The organism is Thalassospira sp. HJ (assembly GCF_000948415.1).
Taxonomy (GTDB): domain Bacteria; phylum Pseudomonadota; class Alphaproteobacteria; order Rhodospirillales; family Thalassospiraceae; genus Thalassospira.
Map to the genome: position 1 here is coordinate 97,975 of NZ_JYII01000007.1, position 22,253 is coordinate 120,227.

General features: G+C 55.9%; 23 protein-coding genes and 1 pseudogene. 8 read left to right on the forward strand and 16 right to left on the reverse strand.

Annotated elements, in window-relative coordinates:
* The first annotated feature begins 76 nt into the window (after window positions 1-76).
* Window positions 77-684, forward strand: a pseudogene (locus tag UF64_RS20840) (GGDEF domain-containing protein).
* A gap of 41 nt (window positions 685-725) precedes the next feature.
* Here the strand turns inward: UF64_RS20840 and UF64_RS04440 are convergent.
* The 13 genes from UF64_RS04440 to rpsF form a co-directional block, all read right to left on the reverse strand.
* A complete protein-coding gene (locus tag UF64_RS04440; RefSeq protein ID WP_235284959.1) occupies window positions 726-1,154 on the reverse strand; it encodes a c-type cytochrome in 429 nt (142 codons plus the stop codon).
* 223 nt (window positions 1,155-1,377) lie between these two features.
* Window positions 1,378-2,091 carry an SDR family NAD(P)-dependent oxidoreductase gene (locus UF64_RS04445; RefSeq protein ID WP_044827421.1) on the reverse strand — a complete coding sequence of 238 codons (714 nt, stop codon included), beginning with the start codon at window positions 2,089-2,091 and terminating at the stop codon, window positions 1,378-1,380.
* A complete protein-coding gene (gene purF, locus UF64_RS04450; protein WP_044827422.1) occupies window positions 2,088-3,548 on the reverse strand; it encodes an amidophosphoribosyltransferase in 1,461 nt (486 codons plus the stop codon). Before purF ends, UF64_RS04445 begins: the two co-directional genes overlap by 4 nt.
* Window positions 3,549-3,612: 64 nt before the next feature.
* The gene (locus UF64_RS04455; protein ID WP_044827423.1) at window positions 3,613-4,299 is read right to left on the reverse strand and encodes a CvpA family protein; all 687 of its coding nucleotides are present in this window, start codon (window positions 4,297-4,299) and stop codon (window positions 3,613-3,615) included.
* Window positions 4,300-4,356: 57 nt separating this feature from the next.
* Complete coding sequence (gene radA / locus UF64_RS04460) at window positions 4,357-5,769, reverse strand: DNA repair protein RadA (RefSeq protein ID WP_044827424.1); 1,413 nt, start codon at window positions 5,767-5,769, stop codon at window positions 4,357-4,359.
* Window positions 5,770-5,829: 60 nt separating this feature from the next.
* Window positions 5,830-6,606 (reverse strand): ABC transporter ATP-binding protein, encoded by a 777-nt coding sequence (locus UF64_RS04465; protein WP_044827425.1) that lies wholly within the window; start codon window positions 6,604-6,606, stop codon window positions 5,830-5,832.
* Window positions 6,607-6,624: 18 nt separating this feature from the next.
* Window positions 6,625-7,398 carry an ABC transporter permease gene (locus UF64_RS04470; protein WP_044827426.1) on the reverse strand — a complete coding sequence of 258 codons (774 nt, stop codon included), beginning with the start codon at window positions 7,396-7,398 and terminating at the stop codon, window positions 6,625-6,627.
* Between the two features lie 57 nt (window positions 7,399-7,455).
* Window positions 7,456-8,577 carry an alanine racemase gene (alr, locus tag UF64_RS04475; RefSeq protein WP_044827427.1) on the reverse strand — a complete coding sequence of 374 codons (1,122 nt, stop codon included), beginning with the start codon at window positions 8,575-8,577 and terminating at the stop codon, window positions 7,456-7,458.
* Window positions 8,578-8,626: 49 nt separating this feature from the next.
* Window positions 8,627-10,165 (reverse strand): replicative DNA helicase, encoded by a 1,539-nt coding sequence (locus UF64_RS04480; RefSeq protein ID WP_044827428.1) that lies wholly within the window; start codon window positions 10,163-10,165, stop codon window positions 8,627-8,629.
* Window positions 10,166-10,370: 205 nt separating this feature from the next.
* Complete coding sequence (rplI, locus tag UF64_RS04485) at window positions 10,371-10,994, reverse strand: 50S ribosomal protein L9 (protein ID WP_044827429.1); 624 nt, start codon at window positions 10,992-10,994, stop codon at window positions 10,371-10,373.
* A complete protein-coding gene (locus tag UF64_RS04490) occupies window positions 10,994-11,932 on the reverse strand; it encodes a DUF2232 domain-containing protein (protein ID WP_044827519.1) in 939 nt (312 codons plus the stop codon). Before UF64_RS04490 ends, rplI begins: the two co-directional genes overlap by 1 nt.
* A 47-nt stretch (window positions 11,933-11,979) precedes the next feature.
* Window positions 11,980-12,213, reverse strand: a complete 234-nt coding sequence (gene rpsR / locus UF64_RS04495) for a 30S ribosomal protein S18 (protein ID WP_033067602.1) — start codon at window positions 12,211-12,213, stop codon at window positions 11,980-11,982.
* A 22-nt stretch (window positions 12,214-12,235) separates the two neighbouring features.
* Window positions 12,236-12,613, reverse strand: coding sequence for a 30S ribosomal protein S6 (gene rpsF, locus UF64_RS04500; RefSeq protein WP_008890544.1), 378 nt, complete (start codon window positions 12,611-12,613; stop codon window positions 12,236-12,238).
* 636 nt (window positions 12,614-13,249) lie between these two features.
* Between rpsF and fabD the strand changes: the two genes are divergently transcribed.
* From fabD to mltG, 5 genes are all read left to right on the forward strand, one after another.
* On the forward strand, window positions 13,250-14,191 hold the full coding sequence (fabD, locus tag UF64_RS04505) for an ACP S-malonyltransferase (protein ID WP_044827430.1): 942 nt from the start codon (window positions 13,250-13,252) through the stop codon (window positions 14,189-14,191).
* Window positions 14,192-14,233: 42 nt separating this feature from the next.
* Window positions 14,234-14,974 carry a 3-oxoacyl-[acyl-carrier-protein] reductase gene (fabG, locus tag UF64_RS04510; RefSeq protein WP_044827431.1) on the forward strand — a complete coding sequence of 247 codons (741 nt, stop codon included), beginning with the start codon at window positions 14,234-14,236 and terminating at the stop codon, window positions 14,972-14,974.
* Window positions 14,975-15,143: 169 nt separating this feature from the next.
* Entirely contained in the window at window positions 15,144-15,380 is a 237-nt protein-coding gene (locus UF64_RS04515; RefSeq protein WP_008890547.1) for an acyl carrier protein, read from the forward strand.
* Window positions 15,381-15,467: 87 nt separating this feature from the next.
* Window positions 15,468-16,727, forward strand: a complete 1,260-nt coding sequence (fabF, locus tag UF64_RS04520) for a beta-ketoacyl-ACP synthase II (protein WP_044827432.1) — start codon at window positions 15,468-15,470, stop codon at window positions 16,725-16,727.
* Between the two features lie 28 nt (window positions 16,728-16,755).
* Window positions 16,756-17,730 (forward strand): endolytic transglycosylase MltG, encoded by a 975-nt coding sequence (mltG, locus tag UF64_RS04525; protein WP_044827433.1) that lies wholly within the window; start codon window positions 16,756-16,758, stop codon window positions 17,728-17,730.
* A gap of 66 nt (window positions 17,731-17,796) precedes the next feature.
* Here the strand turns inward: mltG and UF64_RS04530 are convergent, their stop codons facing one another.
* A complete protein-coding gene (locus tag UF64_RS04530) occupies window positions 17,797-18,588 on the reverse strand; it encodes an SDR family oxidoreductase (RefSeq protein WP_044827434.1) in 792 nt (263 codons plus the stop codon).
* 193 nt (window positions 18,589-18,781) lie between these two features.
* Between UF64_RS04530 and UF64_RS04535 the strand changes: the two genes are divergently transcribed.
* Window positions 18,782-19,666 (forward strand): YicC/YloC family endoribonuclease, encoded by an 885-nt coding sequence (locus UF64_RS04535; protein WP_044827435.1) that lies wholly within the window; start codon window positions 18,782-18,784, stop codon window positions 19,664-19,666.
* Between the two features lie 20 nt (window positions 19,667-19,686).
* A complete protein-coding gene (gene gmk, locus UF64_RS04540) occupies window positions 19,687-20,319 on the forward strand; it encodes a guanylate kinase (protein WP_044827436.1) in 633 nt (210 codons plus the stop codon).
* Between the two features lie 23 nt (window positions 20,320-20,342).
* Here the strand turns inward: gmk and rsmA are convergent, their stop codons facing one another.
* A complete protein-coding gene (gene rsmA, locus UF64_RS04545) occupies window positions 20,343-21,215 on the reverse strand; it encodes a 16S rRNA (adenine(1518)-N(6)/adenine(1519)-N(6))-dimethyltransferase RsmA (RefSeq protein ID WP_044827437.1) in 873 nt (290 codons plus the stop codon).
* A 5-nt stretch (window positions 21,216-21,220) separates the two neighbouring features.
* On the reverse strand, window positions 21,221-22,237 hold the full coding sequence (gene pdxA / locus UF64_RS04550) for a 4-hydroxythreonine-4-phosphate dehydrogenase PdxA (RefSeq protein ID WP_044827438.1): 1,017 nt from the start codon (window positions 22,235-22,237) through the stop codon (window positions 21,221-21,223).
* Between the last annotated feature and the right edge of the window lie 16 nt (window positions 22,238-22,253).

Here is a 22,253-nt window from a genome sequence, read left to right on the forward strand (position 1 = left end):
AGCTGGTGATTTTAATGTTGACCCGGTTGATGCCAACTGGCGTGAGGCTAAGGGCCTGAGCTTGTCGTTTGGGGAAATGGCAAGATCACTACAGGATTTGCGGGACAACTTGCAGCATAAGGTGGCAGAGCGCACCCGTGCACTTGATGAGGTCAACAACCAGTTGCGCGAGATCACCGTGCGTGATCCGTTAACCGGGGTACATAACCGACGCTTCATTACCGAGCGCCTTGAACATGAATTTGCCAGAAGCCAGCGCTATAGCGGGAAACTTGGCGTCGCAATCCTTGACCTTGATCACTTCAAGAAGGTCAATGACACCTTTGGCCACAGTGCAGGAGATGAGGTTCTGATCGGTGTTGCCAAAACCTGCGCACTACAGATATGTTTGGCCGTATTGGTGGCGAAGAGTTTTGCATTATCATCCCCGAAGCAGACGAGCAGGGGGCTGTTTTGATGCTGGATCGTATTTGCCGCGAGGTGCAATCTCTGACCTTTGAATTCGATGGGCAGACCATTCATGTAACCTGCTCTATCGGAGCGGCATTTCATAAGGAAACTACTGCGAGCGCAGCAGATCTGCTGCGTGCTGCAGACAAGGCGCTATATTACGCCAAGGATGCCGGCCGCAATCAGGTTATTGTCTATTCCGATATGTTGGCCGCAGATGTTGACGCAACATAGTAAGGGGGGAGATTGCAGTACGTGTTTTGGAATTTACGAACTCACTTCCCGGAAATTGACGGGCCGTTATCAATGATTTCCTTGATATGGTCTGGCAGGTCTTCTTCGGTGAAGTCTTCCTGTGTTTCGCTGTTCTGCACGAAGGCAAAAATGTCGGCAATGTCCTGACCAGAAAAATCGATCTGATAGCCAAGATCAGCTTGTTGCAACGCTAGCATCTGATGTGCTCCGCGCCACATGCGCGCAAAGAACTCAAACGGCTCACGCGCGACATTCATGTTCGACGCATCAAGACTGGTCGCCACATCACTGCCGACATTATTCACCGAATGACAAATCACACAGCCGCGCTCTGCAAACAGGTTCTTGCCGCGTTCGGCATTCATTTCGGGCAGGGCAACCTTCGAGGTGTCGTTTTCTGAGGCTGTGGCACTTGTAACGGTTGCTGTGCCGCCAAGGGCAATAAGCATGGCAGCGACGCCCAGAGGGCGGATAAATCTGGAAGGAGAAGCCGAATTCATAAAGTGCCGTGCTCCGATGCCGGTGGCGGGATGGTGTTTGGCCCATGCTATCGGGCAAACACCAGTTATGGCAATGCCTTGATCTGCTTTTTATGTCCGATTTCGACGGGCTATGGTCAGGCATAAAAAAGGGCCCGCTCGTGGCCCTTGAATTCGAGGTGTTTGTTCGTGATCAGGAAGCGTTGACCACTTCACCATGTTTGGTGCAGGACGCTTCTGCCAGATCGACGAAGACATCGGTGATGCTTTCGGGCGTCGGCAGGGTCTGGGGATCTTCGCCCGGATAGGCTTCTGCGCGCATTTTGGTGCGGATGCGGCCCGGATTGACGAGGTTGACCCGAACCTTGGTTTCTTCGAGTTCCTGGGCATAGGACAGCACAAGGCTCTCAAGCGCTGCCTTGGTCGAGGCATAAAGGCCCCAGAAGGCGCGGCCCTTGCCAGACGCGTTCGAGGTCACGAAGATCGCCCGACCCGCATCAGAAAGCTGCAGGAGCTTGTCTGTCGTGCGGATCAGGTGGAAGTTCGCCGTGACATTGGTGGCGTAGGTGTTCTGGAAGACCTGCGCATCAATATGACCAACCGGTGCGATTTCGCCCAGAAGGCCGGCATTGCCGACCACGATATCGAGCTTGCCAAACCGCTCATAGATCGTCGGACCCAGCATGTCGATCTTGTCAAACATGGTCAGGTCCAGCGGCAGCAAGGTGATCTTGCCACCGGCTTCGGTGACGTCGTCGCTGAGTTCCTCAAGCGCACCCACATTGCGGCCAACCGCAATCACATGCGCGCCTTCGGCCGCGAAGCGTTTGGCAACCGCACACCCGATCCCGTGCGAGGCCCCGGTGATCAGGGCAACGCGACCTTCAAGACGTTTGGTGTCGGTCATGCAGACTGCCTTTCAACCAGCTGGCTGAGCTTGCGGTCCTTGTTTTCGGCATTGTGATCGGTGAGTTTGATCGGGTAATCACCCGTGAAGCATGCATCACAGAAGGCCGGGCTTTCGTTGTCACGGCCTTCAAGGCCGGTCGCACGATAAAGGCCATCAATGGTGACGAAGGCAAGGCTATCCACGCCGATGATCTTGGCCATGCTTTCGATGTCGTGATTGGCCGCCATCAGTTTGTCTTTGGACGGGGTATCAACGCCATAGAAGCACGGGTTCATGGTCGGCGGGCTGGTGATGCGCATATGCACCTCTGCCGCACCGGCCTGACGGACCAGATCGACAATCTTGGTCGAGGTGGTGCCACGGACGATCGAGTCATCAACCAGAATAACGCGCTTGCCCTTAAGCTTGCCCGGGTTGGCGTTGTGTTTCAGCTTCACGCCAAGGTGGCGGATCTGATCGGTCGGTTCAATGAAGGTACGCCCGACATAATGGTTACGGATGATCCCCAATTCGAACGGGATACCGCTTTCCTCGGCATAGCCAAGTGCTGACGGCACGCCGGAATCCGGGATTGGCACGACAACGTCGGCCTCAACAGCAGATTCACGGGCAAGTTCACGACCGATATGCTTGCGCACGTCATAGACACTCGTGCCTTCGACGATGCTGTCGGGGCGTGCGAAATAGACATGCTCGAAAATGCAGAAGCGCGATTTTTGCGGTTTGAACGGCTTGATCGAACGCAGGCCATCATCGGTGATTTCAACGATTTCGCCCGGTTCGACGTCGCGGATGAATTCCGCGCCAACGATATCAAGGCCGACCGTTTCCGATGACAGGATATAGGCGTCATTAAGCTTGCCCAGAACCAGCGGACGAACACCCAGCGGATCACGGACACCAATCAGTTTCTTCTGGGTCATGACGACCAGCGAATAGGCACCTTCGACCTGGCGCACGGCATCGATCAGGCGATCGACGATCTTTTCATAAAGGCTGGTGGCGATCAGGTGAATGAAGGTTTCGGTATCCGAGGTCGATTGAAAAATCGAGCCACGCTTGACCAGACGTTCACGCACCGCAAGCGAGTTGGTCAGGTTGCCGTTATGGGCAATCGCCAGACCACCGAATTCGAAATCGGCAAATAGCGGCTGTACGTTGCGAAGGCCCTTGCCACCCGCTGTGGAGTAGCGCACATGGCCAACCGCACGGTGACCGGGCAGGCTTTTGATGACATCTTCTGATCCGAAGATATCGCCAACCTGGCCGGATGCCCGGTGTGCCGGAAAATCTTCGCCGTCATAGGACACAATGCCCGCGGCTTCCTGTCCACGATGCTGCAGGGCATGCAGGCCAAGGGCCGTCAGTGCCGTCGCATCGGGGGAGCCAAATACGCCAAAGACGCCACATTCTTCACGTAGCTTGTCGTCATCAAATGGATTGGTGGTCAGCATGAGTGGGTTCCGCTCTCTCGCCGGTGGCGCACGGAATTCGTCACAGTTACGAAACCCACACGCCTCACTCGTTGGTGGTCGCCTCGATCAGACGATCCAAATCATCGCGCGAGGGCCTTGTATACCCGTTTAGGGGCGCGGGTCCAGTCCCTTTTGGTTCCGGGCCAAGAAGTTGGCGATAGGTTTTTTCGTTCGCATCGGCCTCACGCTGAGCGCGCTCAAGCTCTTGGGCGGTGGTATCGAAAATTTCGTCAGGTGCCATGCGCATAATGAGGAAGGCACCTTCTTCCAGAACCGGGCGGGTACGGGCATCGCGGACCCAGTCGGGCTGCGAATCTGCCGGCAGCAACCAGGACAGGGCAAGAAAGCCGATACAAACGATCAAGGCGCCGCGTACAAGCCCGAAAACAAAGCCAAGGGTGCTATCAAGGCTATCAAGCCCGGAATTCTGAACGGCCCGGCCAATGCGCCCGCTGATGAACGAGAAAATCAAAAACGAAATCAGAAACAGACCAACACCGGTTGCCAGATCGGCAATCAGTTCGGACGGGATCAGTTCGCGGACATAGGGGCGTGCAACCGGATAGCCATAAAGGGCGACAAGCCCGGCCCCGACCCAGCCCATCATCGACAGGGTTTCGTGGATAAAACCGCGGAAAAAGGCAAAGATCCCCGAGATCAGCAAAATGCCGACAACAATCAGGTCAAACACATCACGTGCGCCAAGATCGGGCAGGGCGGAGAAATCCATCTATTCGTAAACCTTGTTCGTCAGTCCGGGTGGCGGGCGAGATCGCGGTAAAGGCGCTTAATACATGCCTTCGCGCGGACGCACCTTGTCGCGCACATCGTCGCCGAAGAGGTTTACCAAATCCTGAAGATGGCCGATTTCGGTCTGATTGAGGCCCTTGATCGAAAGCTTCTTCTTGCCTTGTGTGCCGTTCTTGGGGGTATAGGCGTTGCCAAAGCCAAGTTTGGTGGCTTCTTTCAACCGCGATTCGAGCTGGCCGACCGGGCGGACCTCGCCCGAAAGGCCGATCTCACCAACAATCACGGTCTCGGTCGGAACCGGCGCATCGGCAACGGCCGATATCAGGGCGGCGGCAACGGCCATGTCGGCGGCGGGTTCACCAACCCGCAAGCCACCAGCAACGTTCAGATACACATCAAACTGACTAAGCGGCAGGCCACAACGGGCATCAAGCACCGCCAAAATCATGTTCATGCGTGCAGAATCCCAACCAACAACCGCACGGCGCGGGGTGGCGAGGGCGGATTGCGCGACAAGGGCCTGAATTTCAACCAGCATCGGGCGCGTACCTTCAAGCCCGGCAAAGACCGCCGTGCCACTGACGGGCGAATCACGGTCTGCCAGAAACAGGGCGGATGGGTTGGGGACTTCGACTAGGCCCGCATCGCCCATTTCAAACACGCCGATTTCATCGGTCGCACCGAAACGGTTCTTAACTGCACGCAGAATTCGGAATTGATGGCCGCGTTCGCCTTCGAAATAGAGGACCGTATCGACCATGTGTTCAAGGACACGCGGCCCGGCAATCTGGCCTTCCTTGGTGACGTGACCAACCAGCAGCACGGCAAAGCCTTTGCGTTTGGCCAGCCGGATCAGTTCGAGTGCGCAGGCGCGGACCTGCGATACGGTGCCGGGCGCACTATCAAGGGTGTCGGCATACATGGTCTGGATGGAGTCAATCACCACCACATCGTGATTGCTGGCTTCAAGGGTTGTGATGATATCGCGCAGGCTGGTGGCAGCGGCAAAATCGACCTTGGATTTTTCAAGACCAAGACGGGCGGCGCGCATGCGCACCTGATCAACCGCTTCCTCGCCCGAGATATAGGCGCATTTATGTTTGGCGGCCATCGCACCAACGGCCTGAAGCAGGATGGTTGATTTACCAATCCCAGGATCGCCACCGACCAGAAGGGCAGAACCCGGCACAAGACCGCCGCCGCACGCACGATCAAGTTCGGCGATGCCACTGATCAGGCGTTTGGGGCTGGCACTTTCGCCTTCAAGGGCGACGAAATCGATGGTTTTGCCCTTTGCCCCGCCGGCAATGCCGCCGGCGGCCTTGGGGCCGGTTTCAACGCGTTCTTCCTCGATACTGTTCCATTCGCCGCATCCTTCGCAACGTCCGGTCCATTTGCGGTATTCGGCACCGCAGTTATGGCAGATGAAACGGCTTTGGGTTTTGGCCACAGAATGCTCCGCAGATCAGGGAAGTGTCAGTAAACGTAATGTTGGTCAGGCAGACCGAATTCAGAGATGCTTGAGATCAAGTTCAAGCGGACCTTCGATATCACCAGCAACGAATTGTTGCAAATAGGGGTTATCGGAACCGTCAATATCGGTAACCGGACCATCCCAGATGATCTTGCCCTGATAAAGCATGGCAACGCGATCGGCGATCTTGCGGGCACTTGCCATATCATGGGTGATGGTCATGGCACTGGCACCCAGTTCACGGGTACATTTGACGATCAGGTCATTGATGACATCGCCCATGATCGGGTCAATGCCGGTGGTCGGTTCGTCAAAGAACAGGATTTCGGGTTCGGTTGCGATGGCACGTGCCAGACCGACACGTTTTTGCATGCCGCCCGAAAGCGATGCCGGGGACATGTTGGCGATATCCGCCCCCAGCCCGACATCCTCAAGCCTTGCAATCGCAACGTCGCGCGCCTTGGATGTCTTCATGCCCTGACCTTCGATCAGGCCAAAGGCGACATTTTCCCAAACGGTGAGGGAGTCAAAAAGTGCGGCCCCCTGAAACAGCATGCCAGTCTTTGCCAGCATTGCTTCGCGCTCCGCACGTGACGCTGTGGTCATTTCAACGCCATCAACCTTGATGGAGCCCTGATCAGGCGTCAGAAGGCCCAGCACGCATTTAAGCGTCACCGACTTGCCGGTGCCCGAACCGCCGATGATGGCAACCGATTCACCCGGTGCGACATCAAGGTCGACGCCCTGGAGCACCTTTTTGGAGCCAAAGCCCTTGTGAATGTTGCGAAGCGATATCTTGGCTGTGCTGCTCATGATCCTGTCACCCGGCCCTTATCGCGTGAAGAACAGTTCGGTGACGATATAGTTCGAAATCAGGATCAGGATGGAGCTTGAAACAACCGCATTGGTCGTTGCCTGACCAACGCCCTGAGCACCACCACGGGAATGATAGCCGTGATAGCAGCCCATCAGCGTGATGATGAAGCCAAACACTGCCGCCTTCACGAGGCCCGAGACCACATCAAGCTGTTCAAGATACTGGAAGGTGTTTCGGATATAGGATCCGTCATTAAAGCCAAGCTTGTTCACACCCACCAGATAACCGCCCAGAACCCCGATGATATCACCGATCAGAACCAGAACGGGCAGGGTGATCAGACCGGCAATCACGCGCGGCACAACCAGATATTTGAATGGATTGGTCGAAAGGGTGACCAGCGCATCGATCTGTTCGGTCACGCGCATGGTGCCGATTTCAGCCGCAATCGCCGCACCGACACGGCCCGCAACCATCAGGCCAGCCAGAACCGGACCCAGTTCACGGGTCATGGAAATGACAACCACAGTCGCAACCGCGCTTTCGGCCGAGAACCGCGAGAACCCGGAATAGGATTGCAGGGCCAAAACCATCCCGGCAAACAGGGTGGTCATAGCCACCACCGGCAACGAGAAATAGCCGATTTCACGCATCTGTTTGAAAATCAGGCGGAAATAGATCGGCGGTGTGACCATGTGGCCAATCGTGCGACCCGCAAATACCGTGACGCGACCGACAAGGGCCAAAAAGGTCAGAAACATATGGCCAACCGGCGCAAAGATCGGCATCTGTACTTCGAAGTCCCCTGTTATCGGCCGGTTGTCATATCGGGCCGGTTATGTTTTTCAGCTCTCTGTATAGACCCGCCGGTAGCGATGTCCAAGCGAAGTTAGAATTTCATAACCGATTGTACCAGCAGCAGATGCGACGTCGTCAACCGTCATCTTCTCATCAAGAATGGGAACCATGTCCCCGGTCTTGAGCCCCTTGCCTGGAAGGTCGGTGATATCAACCGTGATCGCATCCATCGAAACGCGCCCGACATAGGGAACTTCATGCCCCTTGATGATCAGCTTGCCGCTGTTTGACAGCGAGCGCAGCCAGCCATCGGCATAACCGACAGCAAGGGTGGCGATTTTGGTTTTGCGTTTCGCAGTCCAGTTGCCGCCATAACCGACAGCCTGATTTTCGTCGATCTCGCGGACCTGAAGGACCTTGACCTTGAGGTTCACGACGGTGCGCATCGGGTTGTCGGTTTCCGGGGTCGGATTGCCCCCCCAAAGTGCGATGCCCGGACGGCAGAATTCAAGATGGTAATCGTCATTGCGGAAAATCGCCGACGAGTTACAGAAGCCACGCGGTGCTGGCGGCAGGCGACGATACCATTTCATGAACAGGTCATACTGTTCCTTGGTCACCGGGTTTCCCGCCTCATCGGCCGCGACCGGGTGGGTCATGTAACCGGCCTTTTCAAACCCGTAAAGCAGGGATGAATAACGATCCACCAGTTCGCTGACATCGCGCGGGGTCAGGCCAAGGCGGCTCATGCCGGTATCAAGGTGAATGAATGCCGGTGCCGGACGTTCATATTCACGGCACAGGTTTGACCAGCGTTCGATCTGTTCAAGATCATTCAGGACCGGGATGACGTCATTTTCAATAAAGAAGGCTTCATCACCGGGCAGGACGCCATTGAGCACCGCAATCCGTCCGCCGCCACGCAGAAGCGGGAACAGCTCGGCTGCTTCGTTTGCCTGTGCAACAAAGAACAGACGGCATCCCTGCTTTTTCAGGACCGGTACGATTGTCTGGGCGCCAAGACCATAGGCATCCGCCTTTACCACAGCAGCACACGTGCGCCCGGTATAGCGTTTGGTCAGGGTTTTATAGTTGTCGGCAACTGCTTTCAGATTGATCTGCAGTTCCGCGCACTCGGCAGCACGGCCGACGGCGGGAAGAACGGTCATTCGTAATACCCCGTGGAATCCGTTGGTGGATGGGTGGACGCCCTATCCTCTATTCATGTTCTTCTTCAGTGTGATCAAGATCGCCAAACTTGGTGTAGTTCCCGTCAAAGAACAGGCGCACGTTGCCCACCGGGCCGTGACGCTGTTTGGCAACAATAACCTCTGCGGTGTTGTAGACGTGGTTCAAACGATCCTGCCATTGCGAATAGCGCTCGCCGAACTTGTCGGTGGCTTCTTCCGGACGCTGGGCCGGCTCGGCACGTTCGAGATAATATTGTTCGCGATAAATGAACATTACGACGTCGGCGTCTTGCTCGATCGAGCCGGATTCACGAAGATCGGAAAGCTGCGGACGTTTGTCTTCGCGCTGCTCGACCGCACGTGAAAGCTGCGACAGGGCCAGAACCGGAACTTCAAGCTCCTTGGCGATGGCCTTGAGCATTCGGGTGATCTCGGAAACTTCCTGTACGCGGCTGTCGCCACGGAAGTTGGTCGGCGGTGCCAGAAGCTGCAGGTAATCGACGACGATCATCGCAAGGCCGTGCTGGCGCTTAAGGCGGCGGCAACGGGTACGCAGGGTCGATACCGGAAGGGCCGGCGTATCATCGATATAAAGCGGAACGGTATTGAGTTCCTGGGTGGCGAGCAGCAGGCGTTCAAAATCCTGCTCGTTCAGATCACCACGGCGCATGTTATCGCCCGAAACCTCTGCCGCCTGCGACAGAAGTCGACCGGCCAACTGTTCTGCTGCCATCTCAAGCGAGAACACGGCAACCGCACCGGTGCGGACTTCATCACGGGTGTCTTCGCCTGCAGCCCGGTTCTGATGCGATGCGATGGCGGCGTTAAAGGCAACGTTCATCGCAAGGGCTGTTTTACCCATAGACGGACGACCGGCAAGGATCAGCAAGTCAGACGGGTGCAAGCCGCCCAGTTTGCGGTCAATGTCGCGCAAACCGGTCGTCACACCGACAACGCGCCCGGCATTCTTATAGGCGTGATCAATATTTTCATAAGCCTTGGCAAGGGCAGGGCCAAAGGCGACAAAGCCCGATTCCGCAGAACCGGCTGTCGCCAGCGAGAACAGTTTCTGTTCGGCTTTTTCGATCTGTTTGGTGGCGTCGGTATCAAGTTCGTACTGATAGGCGTCATTGACGACGTCCTCGCCAAGCTCGATCAGTTCACGCCGCAGATAAAGGTCATAGACAAGCTGGCCATAGTCACCGGCATTGATGACCGAGACCAGGTTGTTGGACAGCTCTGCCAAATATTGTGCACCACCGATTTCGGCAAGATGTTCATCCTGCTTGAAATAGGCTTTCAGCGTGACCGGGTTGGCGAGTTGACCGCGTTCGATCAGTTTACCGCAGGCCTCAAAGATGCGCCCGTGGCGTCCATCTGCGAAATGTTCAGGGCGCAGAATGTCAGACACGCGCTCATAGGCGGCGTTGTTATTGAGAATCGCGCCAAGAAGGGCTGCCTCCGCCTCGAAATTGTGCGGCGCCATGCGCTCAAGCACCATATCGGTGTCGGCACCATGGTCCGGTTCAAGCGGGGCAAACAGGGCATCTAAGTTGGGATCTGTCATGGGCCGAAAAGGTAGCAGGCATCCGCATATGCGCAAAGAGTTAATCGGTATAACTCATAGCCGGTATTCCGCCAGCGCAGAGGTCGCGAAATGCACAGGTTTCTGAAATGCTTTGTAAAATTTGCCGGGCCTTGGCATTTGCCCAAAAGAAAACGGCACATCCGAAGGGACGTGCCGTTTCCAAATGGTGTCGAAGACCCCGCAATTAAGCGTTGGTTTCGTCTTCGTCTTCTGCAGCAGCTTCGATGGCTTCTGCAACGTCTTCCGGAACTTCTTCTTCGAAGAGTTCTTCAGCGGCTTCCAGAGCTTCCTCTTCTTCCGCTTCCATTTCCTCGATGGTGCCAAGAACAGCAGAACCCTTACGGAGCTGTTCTTCTGCATCTTCTTCGGAACGTGCAACGTTGGCAGTTACTTCGATAGCAACTTCCGGGTGCAGGTTGATTTTAACCTGGTGCAGACCAAGGTTTTTGATCGGCTGATCAAGAACGACCTGGGTACGAGCAACAGTGTAACCTGCTTCGGTTACTGCGTTCGCGATGTCGCGTGCAGTTACCGAGCCGTAAAGCTGGCCAACGTCGGATGCCTGACGAACGAGGGTAACAGCAAGTTCACCCATCTTCTCGGCAACCGCTTCGGCTTCTTTGCGGCGGTCAAGGTTGTCAGCTTCGAGCTGTGCTTTCTGTGCTTCGAAAACAGAAAGGTTTGCTTTGGTTGCACGAAGGGCCATGCCCTGCGGCAGCAAGCGGTTGCGGGCGTGGCCCGGCTTGACAGTGACTACGTCACCCATCTGACCGAGTTTTTCTACCCGCTGGAGCAGAATAACTTCCATCACCGATCCTCCTCATTGCTACGGGTCATCGGTTCTTTCCCCCGCAGCCTGATTAAATGCTCAACAATTCCAAGTCCGGTGATCGCGATAAACGACCAAGTGGACAGAACCGCGACGATGTAAAACACCGTCAGAATTACACGTTTTTGCGGCCATCGGGCTGCCTGCCCATGCACCAGCGCCAATCCCTGAAACAGGAACGGCACTGCCAGTACCACCGCGACGTTGCGCGCCACATAGGCCAGCGAACCATCGGCAAAGCCGACCGTAAACCCGGCCAGGGCAAACGCAAACAGTGACCAGCCAGGCAAGGCAAAGGTTGCCATACTTGGTGTCGGACGCAGGTTTTTGCCTGCACGCACCAAAATTGCCTGTGCGATTGCGGCATTGGCGAACAGCATCAAAAGCCAGCTCACCGCTGCAATCGCCGGGAAGTACGTCTGGAACATACCAATCAGACCCTGAACATCGGATGTCATAGGGACACCCATTTCCGAGTACATCTGGCCCAGGAACTTCGCGATGAAGTCCTGAATGTCCACACCTTCCGCCGTCAGTGTTCCGGTAACGAAGATCATTACCGTCGCGACCATGACGGCCATGGCACTTACGACAATTCCGGAAGGCAGAAAGGCAAGATTGCCATTTTCGTCTTTCCGGATGACCAGCGCCATGCGGGTCAACAACATCGCCGGTCCGGCAAACACGACCATAAAGACCGTGAAGGGCAGTAATCCCCCCATAAGAATGAGGGCAATACATGCGGCAAATGCCGCAACCAGCAGGCGTTTGGGCCCTTGCCACAATCCCGTAAGGAAAAGCGGCAGATGCCCGAAGTATGAGAGCAAAAGAGCAAACGGATTTCCTGATAGAACCAGCAGGAACAGAACGGCACTGCCAAGTCCGGTCCCGATCGCTATGAGGGTATCACGTTGCATCATCTACTCCCGGCCCGAGACCTCAAAAGGGTCTCTTGCCGACTGCCTCAGACCTGGTCTGCGTAAGGCAGCAGCGCCAGGAAGCGTGCACGTTTGATGGCTTTCGCCAGTTCGCGCTGCTTCTTGGCCGAAACCGCAGTGATACGGCTCGGAACGATTTTGCCGCGTTCGGAAACGAAACGCTGCAGCAGTTTGACATCTTTGTAGTCAATCTTCGGCGCATCCGCACCCGAGAACGGGCAGGTTTTGCGACGACGGAAAAACAGACGACGTCCAGCCATGATATTATCTCCTCGCTATCTGTTAGCCGTTCTGACGGGGACCACCACGGCGATTACCGCCACGGCCGCCGCGCTCGTCGCGGTTACGCAGAATGGCAGACTGTTCTTCTTCGAACTCGTCAACCTTGACAGTCATCTGACGCAGAACGTCTTCGTTCAGGCGCATCTGACGCTCGTATTCCGCGATCGCGTCTTTGTCAGCTTCGATCTGGAAGAGAGTATAGTGGCCTTTGCGGTTCTTTTTGACACGGTATGCCAGGGAACGCAGACCCCAATATTCGGTTTTGGCGATTTTGCCGCCGAGACCTTCGATGGTCTGGGTCAGCTTTTCGTTCAGGCTTTCGACCTGTGCGGTCGAGAAGTCCTGACGTGCGATAAACACGCTTTCGTACTTGCTCATAATACTCCTATTACTCCTTTTGGCTTATCTCTTCCTTACATGACCTCGTGCCATGCAGGCATAGCCGGGCAATCCCGGCAAGGAGCCGTGAGACGGCGGAATATACACTTTTCACCCATGAGTGCAACGCCAAATGCAGCTTTTTACCGTTTGCGTGATGGACGGATCAATTCGCCGCAATCCGCAGGAAACTGGTGGTTTGTGACTCTGTCATCGCATTGGTTCAGCGTTGCGGATTTGTGATAACCGTCATGCGCGGTTTTGGGAAGGGGACTTTTGCGTCGCTCCGCATGCTTTGTTGGGGTGCAGGATGGCAGAAATGGCGGGGGTCGGGTCGGCTTGGCCGTTAACTGGCGGCAGCGCGGCAAACCGGTGCATTTTGTGCGCTGCGCAACAGGCAATCCTTCGTAAATGGCGTGAAATATGCCATAAACGCGCTGACGCGATATCAAGTCCCAAGCAGGATGCCTGTATTTATAAAGTGCATCTTGGGGGCTTGGAAAAATGAAACGGATCACGCCCGGCGGGTTTCAGTTCTTGACAGTGCGCTAACGCACGTTATCAAGGGTGGCTCAATTTCAAGGGGCCGGATTTCGGCACAGCCTTCGTATAAGCTGACAAGGGTTTAGTTATATAATGACACGCGCACTCGTTTTCCCCGGCCAGGGGTCGCAAGCGGTAGGTATGGGCAAGGAACTGGCAGATGCATTTCCGGTTGCCCGCGAAGTTTTCCAGGAAGTTGATGACGCGCTTTGCCAAAAGTTGAGCGCGCTGATGTTCGAAGGACCGGAAAACGAACTGACCCTGACTGAAAACGCGCAGCCGGCTTTGATGGCAGTCAGCCTTGCCGTTACCCGCGTTCTTGAAAACGAAGGTGGTTTCACCCTGACCGACAAATGTGATCTGGTCGCGGGCCATTCCCTTGGTGAATATTCTGCACTTGCAGCGGCTGGCACCTTTGCCATTGCCGATGCCGCGCGCCTTTTGAAAATCCGTGGTCAGGCAATGCAGGCCGCTGTTCCGGTCGGCGTTGGTGCTATGGCAGCTCTTCTTGGTCTTGATTATGTCGATGCCGTTGCTGTTGCCGAAGAGGCCGCCCAAGGCGAAGTCTGTACCGCGGCAAACGACAATGCCAGCGGGCAGGTTGTTGTATCTGGCCATAAGGCGGCTGTTGAACGCGCGATTGAAATCGCCAAGGAAAAGGGTGCCAAGCGCGCCGTCTTGCTGCCTGTATCTGCGCCGTTCCATTGTGCATTGATGCAGCCGGCCGCTGATCGCATGGCCGAAGCACTGGCTGCTGTCACCATGAATGCACCGGGCAAACCGGTTGTTGCCAACGTGACCGCAGAAAAAACCGACGATCCGGAAACCATTCGTAAACTCCTTGTGGAGCAGGTTTGCGGAACCGTGCGCTGGCGTGAGTCGGTTCTTTACATGAAAGAACAGGGCATCACCGATCTGGTCGAGATCGGCGCAGGAAAGGTTTTGACCGGTATGGTACGCCGCATTGACCGCGATCTGAGCGGCACGGCTGTCAACGGTCCGGCAGATATCGAAGCATTCCTTGGGTCTCTTTAAGAGCACCCGGAAAACAAACGAACCCAAAGGGAACGAAAATTTATGTTTGATCTTGCAGGGAAAACAGCACTCGTAACCGGTGCGACCGGCGGTATCGGTGGCGAAATCGCCAAGGTTCTGGCCGAAGCTGGTGCGAAGGTTGCTCTGTCGGGGACCCGTCAGGAACGCCTCGAAGCGGTTGCTGCCGAAATCGGCGGTAACGCTGTTGTTGTTCCGGCCAACCTTTCGGATTCAGAGTCGGTCGACGGCCTGATCAAAAATGCTGAAGAAGCCCTTGGCGGTCAGCTTGATATTCTGGTGAACAATGCGGGCATCACCCGTGACCAGCTTGCCATGCGTCTGAAAGACGAAGACTGGCAGGCGGTTCTTGATGTTAACCTGACTTCGGCCTTCAAGCTTGCGCGCAACTCGTTGCGCGGCATGATGAAACGCCGTCATGGTCGCATCATCAATATTACCTCGATCGTCGGTGTGACCGGTAACCCTGGTCAGACCAACTATGCCGCAGCCAAAGCCGGCATGATCGGCTGGTCGAAATCGCTGGCACAGGAAGTTGCTGCACGCGGGATCACGGTAAATTGTGTGGCCCCTGGTTTTATCACCACGGCGATGACCGAAGAACTCGGAGATGCCCAGAAAGAGAAGCTTTTGGGCGGTATTCCGGCAGGTCGCATGGGCGACAGCAAAGAGATCGCAGCAGCGGTTCTGTATCTCGCAAGTGACGAAGCTGCTTATGTCACAGGACAGACCTTGCATGTGAATGGCGGAATGGCGATGATTTAACCCGTTGCGGGTTGCCTTCTTTTCTGTTTAAAAGAGGCCGCTATACCAAATATTGAAACTGGCGATTGTTTGTTGCCGGTTTCCGGTTCCCGGGAACTCCTTCAATAGGGGGATGGATCGGGCACCACGTGTACACTACTGACAGAAAACCTATTGAAGGATTTGAGCTATGAGTGATGTCGCAGATCGCGTGAAGAAGATCGTTGTCGAGCACCTCGGTGTTGAAGAAGACAAGGTCACTGAAAACGCAAGCTTCATCGACGATCTGGGCGCAGACAGCCTGGACACCGTTGAGCTGGTTATGGCGTTTGAAGAAGAGTTCGGTTGTGAAATCCCGGACGACGCGGCTGAAAAAATTCTGACCGTTAAAGACGCGATCGACTTCATCGAAAAGGCGGACAGCTAAGTTTGCTGTCAGACATGGGCGCCAGAGGGCATCCTCAGGCGCCCTTTTCGTCTTTGCTGGATTCATAAAATAAAGGCGTAATGCGGGATGAGACGCGTAGTTGTTACCGGTATTGGTGCTGTTACTCCGCTTGCTAGCGGTGCACAGAATACTTGGCAGAAACTGCTGAACAGCCAATCCGGGATCAAAGGCATCGATACGTTTGACGTGTCGGATATCCCTGCCAAAATCGCTGGCCTCGTGCCGCGCGGTGAGGGTGACGGACTTTTCAACGCTGAAGATCATGTCTCGACCAAAGACATGAAAAAGATGGACGACTTCATCGTCTATGGCGTTGCTGCTGCCGATCAGGCACTTGCCGATTCTGGCTGGAAACCGGAAACCGAAGAAGATCAGGAAGCCACCGGCGTTCTGATTGGCTCTGGTATCGGTGGTCTGCCGCGAATTTCCGAGGCATCTGATCTGGTCAATAACGGCAAGACCCGCCGCGTCAGTCCGTTCTTCATTCCGTCCTGCCTGATCAACCTAGTCTCTGGTCAGGTGTCGATCAAGCACGGTCTCAAAGGTCCGAACCACGCGGTTGTTACCGCATGTTCGACCGGTGCACACGCCGTTGGCGATGCATCGCGCATGATTATGCTTGGCGATGCCGATGTCATGGTTGCCGGTGGTGCCGAAGCTGCTGTTTGCCGTCTTGGCATGGCGGGCTTTGCTGCTGCTCGTGCGCTGTCGACCGGTTACAACGACACGCCTACCGAAGCATCCCGTCCGTGGGACGAAGGCCGTGACGGTTTCGTCATGGGCGAAGGTGCCGGTTGTGTCGTTCTTGAAGAATACGAACACGCCAAGGCGCGTGGTGCCAAGATCTATGCCGAAGTTGCCGGTTACGGCATGTCGGGTGATGCCTATCACATCACCGCTCCGGCAGAAGACGGCAATGGCGGCTTCCGTTCGATGCGCAATGCAATTCGCAATGCGGGTCTGAACCCGGAAGACGTCGATTACGTCAACGCACATGGCACCTCGACTCCGCTTGGTGACGAAATCGAACTGGGTGCGGTCAAACGCCTGTTTGGCGATCACGCCCAGAAGATGTCGATGTCTTCGACCAAATCGGCAACCGGTCACCTTCTGGGTGCTGCTGGTGCGATTGAAGCAGTGTTCTCGATCCTTGCGATCCACGAAGGTGTCGTTCCGCCGACGCTGAACCTGCGCAATCCGTCCGAAGCGTGCAAAGGCATCGATCTGGTTCCGCTCGAAGCCAAACAGCGTAAAGTCAATGTCGCGCTGTCGAACTCGTTCGGCTTCGGTGGCACCAACGCGTCGCTTGTGTTCAAAGCCGTTTAAACAGCAGAGTAAACCCGGGAGCATTCCCTTGAAGCGTTTTCTGCTTTTTCTTGGCTTTCTGATCATCACCGCTGCTCTCACCACAGGTGGGGCAGCGGTGTATGTTTATGTGCAATACACATCGCCCAGTAACATGGCGCAGGAACGCGACATCATCATCCCGCAGGGGACCGGTGTTCGCGGTATTGCCGAGATTTTCCAACGTGAAAATATCATCACCGAACCGCTGATCTTCCTGGCAGGTGTGCGCGTTAGTCAGCTTGATCGATCGCTACGTGCTGGCGAGTATCATTTCCCGGCCCGGGTCAGCCCGAAACAGGCGGCTGAAATCCTTGCGACCGGTGATACGGTCAAACGGTTCGTCACCATACCCGAAGGCCTTCGTTCCCGCGAGATCGTCGAGCGGATCAATCTGGTCGATGGATTAAGCGGCGAGATCACCGACATTCCGCCAGATGGCACCTTGTTGCCGGAAACCTATCAGTTCTCGTTTGGTGATACGAAACAAAGCATCCTTGATCGCATGCACGCCGCTCATGACGAGATGGTCGAACAGCTTTGGCCGGGTCGTCAGGAAGGCTTGCCGTTTGACACGATCGAGGAGGCCGTCATTCTGGCCTCCATCGTCGAGCGCGAGACTGGTGTTGCTGGTGAACGCGCCCGCGTTGCCGGGGTGTTTGTCAATCGCCTGCGTCGTGATATGCGCCTGCAGTCTGATCCGACGGTTGCCTATGCCATCAGTCCGGACAAGCGTCTTGAACGTCCCTTAACGCGTCAGGACTGGCGTTTTGACAGCCCGTATAACACCTATGTTACGGGTGGTTTGCCGCCGGGCCCGATTACCAATCCGGGCCGTGAAGCGTTTTATGCTGTCCTGCATCCGGCCGCGACCGAGGATATCTATTTCGTTGCGGATGGCACGGGTGGGCATGCCTTTGCCCGCACGCTCAAGGAGCATAATCGCAACGTTGCCAAATGGCGGCGTATTCGCGACGGGCAGTAATGCTCTGCGAGCGATCAGACTAAAATGACAAAGGCGGCATCGTGTGAATGCCGCCTTTTTCTGTTTCTAATGGTCGCTCACGCCATCGGGTGATGATGTTTTCTTCGGGATCCGCGATGCGGCCAAATCCAGCAGCCATTGCGGCGTCATCTTGAGCATTCCGATAATCAGGTTCATTTGCCAAGGGAAGGCGATCATGCCCTTGTTACGTTCAAGGCCACGCACTATCTTGCGGGCGGCCTTGTCAGCCTGCATGAAGAAGGGCATCGGGAAATCATTGCCATCGGTGATGCGGCTTTTAACAAAGCCCGGGCAAATGACATTGACCTTCACGCCATCAGGGGTCAATGCGCCACGCAATCCCTCGCCATACACCCGCACAGCGGCTTTGCTGGCGCAATATGCCGGGGCAGAGGGCAAGCCACGCCAGGACGCTTGTGACGCGAGCAGTGCGACCTGACCCCGTCTGCGGGTCCGCATGACCTTGATTGCCGGATCAATGGTGTTAAGCACGCCGGCAACATTGGTGGCAAAGATATCGCGCACCTGTTCCGGGCTTTCGCCAAGCCCACCGGTCCCGGCCGAAATACCGGCATTGGCGATGACAAGGCTAAGGGGTGCGATTTCGTCACAATGGGTGACATAGGCCTCCATCGTTTCGCGCGATGTTACGTCGAGAACATCGGCATAGACATTTGCCCCGGCCGCGCGGCAGTCATTTTCGACCAGTTGCAAGCGGGTTTGGTTGCGTCCGCTGATAAAAAGGGTCACGCCAGTGCGCGCAAAATGACGCGCCAAGGCAGCACCTATGCCAGAACTGGCACCCGTGATCAGAATGGCATTGTACTGAAAGGACATTGTTGCTCGTTCGGGGTTTTGAATTAACGGGATCGATTTTGGCGGAACATGCTGCAGCAATAGGGCAGCATTATGAAACAGGCTCTATAAATACCATATTGGCGATATGGTGTGTGTTAGCTGTGTTGACCCTTGGCGGGAGTAGGGGCAATCGTTATAAACGCCCAAACACAAAAGCAAACTGGATGGAAATATGACCGTTTCAAGCATGACCGGCTTTGCACGCGTTGATGGCGCGGCTGATGGTTTTGGCTGGACCTGGGAACTGCGCAGCGTCAATGGCAAGGGCCTTGATGTTCGCCTGCGTCTGAATGGCGGGTTTGAACGCCTTGAAGCGAAGGTCCGCGATGCGGTTTCCAAACGCTTCAAGCGCGGCAATATGGGTGTCACGCTTAATGTGTCGCGTTTTGGTGACACCAATGCCTATTCGGTGAACCGGGAACTGTTGTCCGAACTGGTCCAGCTTGCCGAAGAGTTCGACAATACCAGCAGCCTTTCGGCTGGCACGATTGCCGATCTTATGAATGTGCGTGGCGTGCTTGAGGCCTATGAGCCACAGGAAGACGAAGCAACCCGCGAAGCCAATGATGCTGCCGTGCTGGCGAGCCTGAACGAAGCCATTGATCAGATGGCCGCACACCGGGCTGAGGAAGGCGAAAAGCTGGACGCCATGCTGCGTGGCCATGTCGATAACATCGAAGCAACCGTGACCCGTGCGCAGAAGTGCGAAGCCGCCCGTGCCGAGGCGATCAAGGATCGTCTGAAGCGCCAGGTCGAAGAATTGATGGATGCGGGCAAGTTTGATCCCGAACGTTTGCATCAGGAAGCAGCGATCCTTGCGACCAAGGCCGATATCCGCGAAGAGATTGACCGCCTGAAAGCGCATATCACGGCCGCCCGTGACATGCTGACCAAGGGTGGTTCGATCGGACGGAAGCTTGATTTCCTTTGTCAGGAATTCAATCGTGAAGCCAATACGCTATGCTCGAAAGCCAATGATATTGAACTGACCAACTGCGGCATGGAGCTTAAAGTGATCATTGATCAGCTCCGCGAGCAGGTCCAGAACGTCGAATAAGCGGGCAGGGAGGAACTTTGATGACTGATCCACATAACCGCCGTGGCGTGATGCTGGTTTTCTGTGCTCCGTCCGGTGCGGGTAAAACGACCATCACCCGTCAGTTGCTTGAAAACGATGACAAGATTTCGCTTTCGGTCTCAGCCACCACTCGCGAGGCCCGCCCAGGCGAGGAAGAAGGGAAACATTACTTCTTCAAGTCCGTCGATGATTTCAAGCACATGATTGCCGATGACGAGCTGCTTGAATGGGCCGAGGTGTTTGGCAACTACTACGGCACACCGCTTGGACCGGTCGACAAGGCGCTTTCCGAAGGGCGTGACGTTCTGTTTGACATCGACTGGCAGGGTGCACGTCAGCTGCGCGACAAGGGCGGAGACGATGTTGTGTCGGTCTTTATCCTACCGCCATCATCGGGCGAGCTGGAGCGCCGCCTGCGCGATCGCGGGCAGGATGCCGATGACGTGATCATGAAACGCATGGCCAAGGCCGGTGCGGAAATCAGCCATTGGGAAGAATTTGACTATGTGCTGATCAACGATGATCTCGATCGTTGCATCGCCGATGTGCGGCACATCATCGGCGCTGAGCGGATCAAACGCGAACGTCAGACCGGTTTGCCGGGCTTTGTAAAAAAGCTTCTGACCGACTGATACAGAATAGGAAAATGGCTGCCTTACGAAGCGGCCATTTCATCATGAACCTGTGTCAGGCGAACGAAGTCTGCGACACTGAGTTCCTCGGCCCGCGATGTTTCAGTAATGCTGGCCTTTGCAAGCAACTCTCCGACATTGACGTTTAGCGTCTTGAGGCTGGCGCGCAGCATCTTGCGCCGTTGACCAAAGGCGGCCTGGGTGATTTTGGCCAGGCTATCAAGATTGATGTCGGTGCCCCGATCCGCCTTGGGGCGGAGCTGCACGACGGCGGATGTTACCTTCGGCGGCGGGGTAAAGGCGCTGCGATGGACATCAAACAGGATGTCACAGTCACATAGATACTGACAGAGCACCGACAGACGACCGTAGGCCTTGGTCTTCGGGCGGGCTACGACACGCTCGGCGACTTCCTTCTGGAACATCAGAGTTAGGCTGGCGAATTGATCAATCTGCATCAACCAGCCCAGCAGAAGCTGTGTTCCGACATTATAGGGCAGGTTGGCGACGATCTTGCGCGGTGCCGGGCCCAACGTGGTGACATCGACCTCCAGCGCATCACCATCAATGACGTGCAGTGCACCGGGATAGTGATTGCTGATGTGCTCCAGAACCGGCTGGCAGCGCGGGTCACGCTCAATCACGGTCAGGTTCTTGGCGCCGTGAAACAGCAAGGCACGGGTCAGGCCACCGGGGCCCGGGCCAATTTCAATGACGGTGGCATCGTCCAGCGGGGCGGCCGCGCGGGCGATACGCCCAGTCAGGTTCAGATCAAACAGGAAGTTCTGACCGAACTTCTTTTGTGCCGAAAGGTCGTGGGTCGCGATGACGTCACGTAGCGGCGGAAGGCCGTCATTGGCGAGTTTGCCGGTTGTTGGTTCGCTTTGTTCTGACACGTTGGTCAGGCTCCTGTCGCAAGGCGTTTGGTTGCCATTTCGGCTGCCATCTTAAGGGCGGCGACCAGGCTGTCGGCGCGCGCAATGCCTTTGCCGGCGATATTCAGCGCAGTGCCATGATCGGGCGATGTTCTTATAAATGGCAATCCCAGCGTGACATTCACACCACCATGGAAATCAAGCGTCTTGACCGGGATCAGAGCCTGATCGTGGTAGGGGCAAAGGGCGACGTCATAATTGGCGCGTGCTTCTGCATGAAACATCGTGTCTGCCGGAAGCGGACCGATAACATCGATACCTTCGTTCCGAAGTTGTTCGATGGCGGGCGCCATGATGGTTTGCTCTTCGGTTCCCATTGCACCGTCCTCACCCGCATGCGGGTTTAGTCCGGCAACGGCCAGACGGGGGACGGTAATCCCGAATGCTTCTCTCAGTGATTGGTGGGTGATCCGGCAACGCTCGACAAACAGCTCGGTTGTCAGCTGTGTCGGGACATCCTTGAGCGCAATATGGATGGTCAGTGGTACCACGCGCAGCTGGCTGTTGGCCAGCATCATGACCGGGATTGTTCCGGGGCCGGCAAGCTCAGCCAGAAACTCTGTATGGCCGGGATGGCTAAAACCGGCTTCATAAAGTGCGCTTTTCTGGATCGGATTGGTGACAACTGCACAGGCGTCACCTTTGGTTGCCAGCTCAACCGCCCTTGTGATGCTCTCGATCACAACATTGGCGGTTTTCGCCGACGCGACACCGGATACGACATCGGTAGAAATATCAGCGATCTCCAAGACCGGCAGGGCGTGATTGAAGACCGTTGTTGCTGCATCAATCGTCTTGATGACCTCAAGCGGGACATCCTTTCCGCTCTGCGCGATTGCCTGTTTGACAACACTGACAGGGGAGATCAGGCAGAATGGCGCGATCTCATCCTGTTCGCGCTTCAGCCATGCCTTGACCGCAAGCTCTGGCCCGATGCCGCCGGGTTCGCCAATGGTCAGCGCGATGGGTGCGAGTGCTGTCATCCTCTTTTAGTCCTAT

What these genes read in the sequence shown, in the direction of transcription:
- UF64_RS04455 (WP_044827423.1), bottom strand. Translation starts at nt 4,299, where the DNA reads ATGGATTTCTCCGCCCTGCCCGATCTTGGCGCACGTGATGTGTTTGAC.
- UF64_RS04440 (WP_235284959.1), bottom strand. Translation starts at nt 1,154, where the DNA reads ATGCTTATTGCCCTTGGCGGCACAGCAACCGTTACAAGTGCCACAGCC.
- rpsR (WP_033067602.1), bottom strand. Translation starts at nt 12,213, where the DNA reads ATGGCTGGACGTCGTCTGTTTTTCCGTCGTCGCAAAACCTGCCCGTTC.
- UF64_RS04480 (WP_044827428.1), bottom strand. Translation starts at nt 10,165, where the DNA reads ATGACAGATCCCAACTTAGATGCCCTGTTTGCCCCGCTTGAACCGGAC.
- UF64_RS04490 (WP_044827519.1), bottom strand. Translation starts at nt 11,932, where the DNA reads ATGCAACGTGATACCCTCATAGCGATCGGGACCGGACTTGGCAGTGCC.
- UF64_RS04445 (WP_044827421.1), bottom strand. Translation starts at nt 2,091, where the DNA reads ATGACCGACACCAAACGTCTTGAAGGTCGCGTTGCCCTGATCACCGGG.
- purF (WP_044827422.1), bottom strand. Translation starts at nt 3,548, where the DNA reads ATGCTGACCACCAATCCATTTGATGACGACAAGCTACGTGAAGAATGT.
- UF64_RS04470 (WP_044827426.1), bottom strand. Translation starts at nt 7,398, where the DNA reads ATGCCGATCTTTGCGCCGGTTGGCCATATGTTTCTGACCTTTTTGGCC.
- fabD (WP_044827430.1), top strand. Translation starts at nt 13,250, where the DNA reads ATGACACGCGCACTCGTTTTCCCCGGCCAGGGGTCGCAAGCGGTAGGT.
- UF64_RS04515 (WP_008890547.1), top strand. Translation starts at nt 15,144, where the DNA reads ATGAGTGATGTCGCAGATCGCGTGAAGAAGATCGTTGTCGAGCACCTC.
- UF64_RS04465 (WP_044827425.1), bottom strand. Translation starts at nt 6,606, where the DNA reads ATGAGCAGCACAGCCAAGATATCGCTTCGCAACATTCACAAGGGCTTT.
- pdxA (WP_044827438.1), bottom strand. Translation starts at nt 22,237, where the DNA reads ATGACAGCACTCGCACCCATCGCGCTGACCATTGGCGAACCCGGCGGC.
- rplI (WP_044827429.1), bottom strand. Translation starts at nt 10,994, where the DNA reads ATGGAAGTTATTCTGCTCCAGCGGGTAGAAAAACTCGGTCAGATGGGT.
- alr (WP_044827427.1), bottom strand. Translation starts at nt 8,577, where the DNA reads ATGACCGTTCTTCCCGCCGTCGGCCGTGCTGCCGAGTGCGCGGAACTG.
- rpsF (WP_008890544.1), bottom strand. Translation starts at nt 12,613, where the DNA reads ATGAGCAAGTACGAAAGCGTGTTTATCGCACGTCAGGACTTCTCGACC.
- fabG (WP_044827431.1), top strand. Translation starts at nt 14,234, where the DNA reads ATGTTTGATCTTGCAGGGAAAACAGCACTCGTAACCGGTGCGACCGGC.
- fabF (WP_044827432.1), top strand. Translation starts at nt 15,468, where the DNA reads ATGAGACGCGTAGTTGTTACCGGTATTGGTGCTGTTACTCCGCTTGCT.
- gmk (WP_044827436.1), top strand. Translation starts at nt 19,687, where the DNA reads ATGACTGATCCACATAACCGCCGTGGCGTGATGCTGGTTTTCTGTGCT.
- UF64_RS04530 (WP_044827434.1), bottom strand. Translation starts at nt 18,588, where the DNA reads ATGTCCTTTCAGTACAATGCCATTCTGATCACGGGTGCCAGTTCTGGC.
- UF64_RS04535 (WP_044827435.1), top strand. Translation starts at nt 18,782, where the DNA reads ATGACCGTTTCAAGCATGACCGGCTTTGCACGCGTTGATGGCGCGGCT.